This is a genomic window from Holdemania filiformis DSM 12042 (assembly GCF_000157995.1).
GTDB lineage: Bacteria > Bacillota_I > Bacilli_A > Erysipelotrichales > Erysipelotrichaceae > Holdemania > Holdemania filiformis.
In genome coordinates, this window is the sequence record NZ_GG657552.1 from 154,305 (window position 1) to 158,805 (window position 4,501).

General features: G+C 51.5%; 3 protein-coding genes. All 3 read left to right on the forward strand.

Features of this window, described 5'->3' with window-relative positions:
• A partial coding sequence (glgB, locus tag HOLDEFILI_RS01585) for a 1,4-alpha-glucan branching protein GlgB (RefSeq protein WP_006057591.1) occupies nt 1–1,507 on the forward strand: 1,507 nt, incomplete at its 5' end.
• Between the two features lie 217 nt (nt 1,508–1,724).
• Nucleotides 1,725–4,133, forward strand: a complete 2,409-nt coding sequence (locus tag HOLDEFILI_RS01590) for a glycogen/starch/alpha-glucan phosphorylase (protein ID WP_006057592.1) — start codon at nt 1,725–1,727, stop codon at nt 4,131–4,133.
• A 159-nt stretch (nt 4,134–4,292) separates the two neighbouring features.
• A partial coding sequence (locus HOLDEFILI_RS19495) for a hypothetical protein (protein ID WP_006057593.1) occupies nt 4,293–4,501 on the forward strand: 209 nt, incomplete at its 3' end.

The window sequence follows — 4,501 nt, forward strand, 5'->3', positions numbered from 1 at the left end:
GAACGGCCCTTATTGGCTAAGCTACCGCGAGCTGATGAAGGAGCTGATTCCGTACGTCAAGGAGCACGGTTTTACGCACATCGAGCTGATGCCGCTGAATGAACATCCGTTCGACGGCAGCTGGGGATATCAGGCCAGCGGTTATTTCAGCTGTACTTCCCGTTATGGCCAGTGCAAGGATCTGATGGAATTCATCAACGAATGCCACCGCCAGCACATCGGCGTTATCCTCGACATGGTTCCGGTGCATTTCGTCAAGGACAGTCACGGACTCCGTTACTTCGACGGCGAAGCGCTGTATGAATATCCGAATGTCAACGACGCCCACAGCGAATGGGGCACGATGAACTTTGACTTGTGGAAAGAAGAAGTCCGCAGCTTCTTAATGTCTTCGGCTTCGTTCTGGTGCGATCTGTACCACATCGACGGCATCCGCATCGACGCCGTCAGCAACATCATCTACTGGGGCGGCAACAAGAACCGCGGCACCAACGAGGGTGCGCTTGCGTTTATCCGCCGTCAGAACTATTATTTGTCGAAGAAATATCCGGAGGTCATGTTGATTGCGGAGGATTCCTCGGATTATCCGAAGGTCACCAAGTCGACGCTCGAGCTGGGGCTGGGCTTCGATTATAAGTGGGATCTGGGCTGGATGAACGATACCCTCAAATATTACGGACGCGATCCGATCTACCGCAAATATCACCACAACGAGCTGACGTTCTCGATGGCCTACTTCTATTCCGAACACTTCATCCTGCCGTTAAGCCACGACGAGGTCGTGCATGGCAAGCATACGATTGTCGACAAGATGTGGGGCAGCTACGATCAAAAATTCGCGCAGGCCAAAAACCTCTATCTCTATCAATTCACCCATCCGGGCAAGAAGCTGAACTTTATGGGCAATGAAATCGGCATGTTCCGCGAATGGGACGAAGCCCGCGAGATGGACTGGTTTTTACTGGGGTATTCCCGTCACGCGGCGTTCGCGCGGTATTTCCAGGATATCAGCCGGATTTACTCCCATCACCGGGCGCTGAGCCGCTATGATTATGATCATCAGTATTTCCGCTGGATTGACGCCGACAACGGCGATCAGAGCGTTTACAGCTATTATCGCGAAGATGAACAAAATATCATGGTCGTCGTGCTCAACATGACGCCGGCGTCTTATGAACATTTCCGGATCGGTGTGCCGCAGGCCGGATCCTACAGCGAGCTGATCAATACGGAAAAAGATATCTACGAAGGCTGCAATATGTGCAACTTCAAACCGGTGGCGACCGAAACACTGCCGGCGCATCACTTTGAACAATCGCTGGACATCCGCGTCGCACCGTTTGCGGGCATCCTGTTGATCTGCAAGAAAGCGGCGAAGAAAAAAGCCGCAAAAAAGGCAGAAAAAGCAGGCGCGGAGAAACCGGAGAAGAAAGCCGCGGCTGTTGATGAACCGGCGAAAACTACGGTAAAAAAGAAAAAATCGACCGTCCGAAAGAAAACCGAATAGGGAAAAAAGCATGGCCCCTGCAGCACACGGAAGTATCGGGGAATTCGCTGCAGGGGCTCTTTTCTTGAAAAAGATCCGATTAAACAGGAATCAGGATTAAAGGAAAAAACGAATAGTAACGCTGTTTTAGGTAAAAATGAAGAAGTAACCGCTTTTATTAACAGGAAGCGATTGCGTTTTAGGGAAAAACTGGTAAAATACACGCGGGAGGAATTTTATGTTCAATAACAAACAGGAATTCGTAGAAGAATTCACCAAACGGATTGAAGAAAATTACGGACGCTCTGTCGAACAGTCCCATCCGACAGAACGGTTTATGGTGCTGGGCGAGATGGTCCGTGATTTTGCGGGGATCCATTGGAAAGAAACCAAAGAGAAGATCGCTGCCGACGAAGCGAAGCAGATGTATTACTTTTCAATGGAATTCTTGATCGGCCGGCTTTTAACCAATAATTTAATGAACTTAGGCATTTATGAGCTTGTTCGCGATGGCTTGCAGGACCTGGACATCGACATCAACGAGCTGGAAGACCTGGAATCCGATGCGGGTCTGGGCAACGGCGGTCTGGGCCGCTTAGCCGCCTGCTTCCTGGATTCGCTGGCTTCGCTGCAGCTGCCGGGCAACGGCAACTGCATCCGGTATCAATACGGACTGTTCCGCCAGAAGATCGAAAACGGCTATCAGGTGGAGGTTCCGGATCAGTGGCTGAAACTGGGCAACGTCTGGGAAGTCCGCAAACCGAAGAGCGCGGTCGACGTGAAGTTCTGGGGTCATGTCGAAATGCGCAAAAATGAAAACGGCGAACTGATTTTCGATCATGTCGATGCGGAACACATCCGCGCTGTGCCTTACGATATGCCGGTGGTCGGTCATGGCACCAAGGAGACCAACACGCTGCGCTTATGGTCTGCGGAGGCTTCCGATATCATCCCGACCAATAAGGATTTCCGGCTGTATTTACAGGAGCTGCAGGAAATCTGTCTGAACGTGTACCCGGACGATTCGACCGACGATGGCAAGATCCTGCGTCTGAAGCAGCAGTATTTCTTTGTTTCCGCAGGCGTAAAGTCGATCATCCGCTCGCATCTGCGCGTTTATCCGACGCTTGACAACCTCGGTGAAAAGATCGCGATCCAGCTCAACGACACCCACCCGGTGCTGGCGATTCCGGAACTGATGCGCGTTCTGATGGACGAGTATCACTACGATTGGGATCACGCGTGGGCGATCACGAACTCTGTCATGGCGTACACCAACCACACGATCTTGTCGGAAGCGTTGGAAAAATGGCCGATTGCCTTCGTGCAGCGGCTGCTTCCAAGAATTTATATGATCATCGAGGAAATCAACCGCCGTTTCTTAAAGGAAGTCGCGGAGAAGTTCCCGTATGAGCGCGACATGGCTTACCGCGTCGCGATCCTGAAAGACGATCAGGTCCACATGGCTTCGCTGGCAGTCGTCGGTTCCCACAGTGTCAACGGCGTCGCGCAGCTGCATACGGACATTCTGATCAACGATCTGTTCCACGACTTTGTCCGGCTGTACCCGGATAAGTTCAATAACAAGACCAACGGCATCACGCACCGCCGCTGGCTGTTGTACTCCAACCCGCAGCTGCGGAAAATGCTTGACGAGCTGATCGGCGAGGGCTATGAGTATGATCTCAACGAAATTGAAAAGCTGATGGAGTATGTTGATGATCCGGCGATTCAGAATCAGTTTCTGGAGATCAAGCGTCAGCGCAAGGAAATCTTGGCGAAGCTGGTCAAAGACCGCTGCGGCGTCGAGATCGATCCGAATTCCATCTTTGACGTCCAGGCTAAGCGTCTGCATGCTTACAAGCGGCAGCTGCTCAACGCCCTGCACATCATCTACCTCTATCAGCGGATGAAGGAAGATCCGTCGTTTACGATTACGCCGACGACGTTCATCTTCGCGGCCAAAGCGGCCCCGGCGTATTACTTCGCCAAGAAAGTCATCAAGCTGATCAACAGTCTGGGCGATGTGATCAACAACGACCCGGCGGTCAATTCGATGTTAAAAGTCGTATTTATCCCGAATTACAGCGTATCCATCGCGGAAGTGCTGATGAACGCGGCGGATGTGTCCGAACAGATTTCCACGGCGGGCAAGGAAGCCAGCGGTACCGGCAACATGAAGTTCATGATGAACGGGGCGGTGACGCTGGGCACGCTGGACGGCGCCAACGTCGAGATCGACGAACGCGTCGGCCGTGAGAATGACGTGATCTTCGGCTTAACCGTTGATCAGGTGACGGAACTGAAGAAGAACTACAACGCCTGGGATTACTACAACGGCGACGAACGCATCAAAAAAGCGGTCGATTCGCTGGTGGACGGCACCTGGGCAGAAGATCACGACGAGTTCAAGCTGATCTTCGACGAACTGATGTATAAGAACGACGAATATCTGTTGCTAGCGGATTTTGACAGCTATGTCAAGGCGCATGAAGAAATTCAGCGGCGCTACGGCGACCGCGGCCAGTGGGCAAAATCCTGCCTGGTCAACATCGCGAAGTCGGGCTATTTCAGTTCTGACCGTACAATCCAGCAGTATGCTTCAGAAATCTGGCATATTACACCAGTCCGGATCGACGATAAATAAGGAAGTCTTCCCGTGTTTTTCAAAAAACGCGGGATTTTCTTTTGCTTTCCTTTAAAAAGTCGGCGGGAAATGCTTGTTGTGGACTGGGCTTGTCCATTATAATAGAAGAACAGGCAATTTCAATACGAGTAAAAGACGACATCAGAAAAGAGGGAACGTATGAAAGAGAATACAAGCATGGAAGCTTTTCTGGACGATTACGGGAAAATAGTTGTATATTTGTCACAGCGGTTTTATAACGGGAAAAGCGACCGGTTTTATCTGGAACGTCCGCAGGGGGAAGCGACGGCCTGCCAGATCCGGGAGCTGGAATCACATGAAAGCTATACGCGGTATACGCTGACGGGACCAGCCGAGGTTCAGATCGG

Coding starts and splice junctions, on each gene's coding strand:
- HOLDEFILI_RS01590 (WP_006057592.1), top strand. CDS start 1,725: ATGTTCAATAACAAACAGGAATTCGTAGAAGAATTCACCAAACGGATT.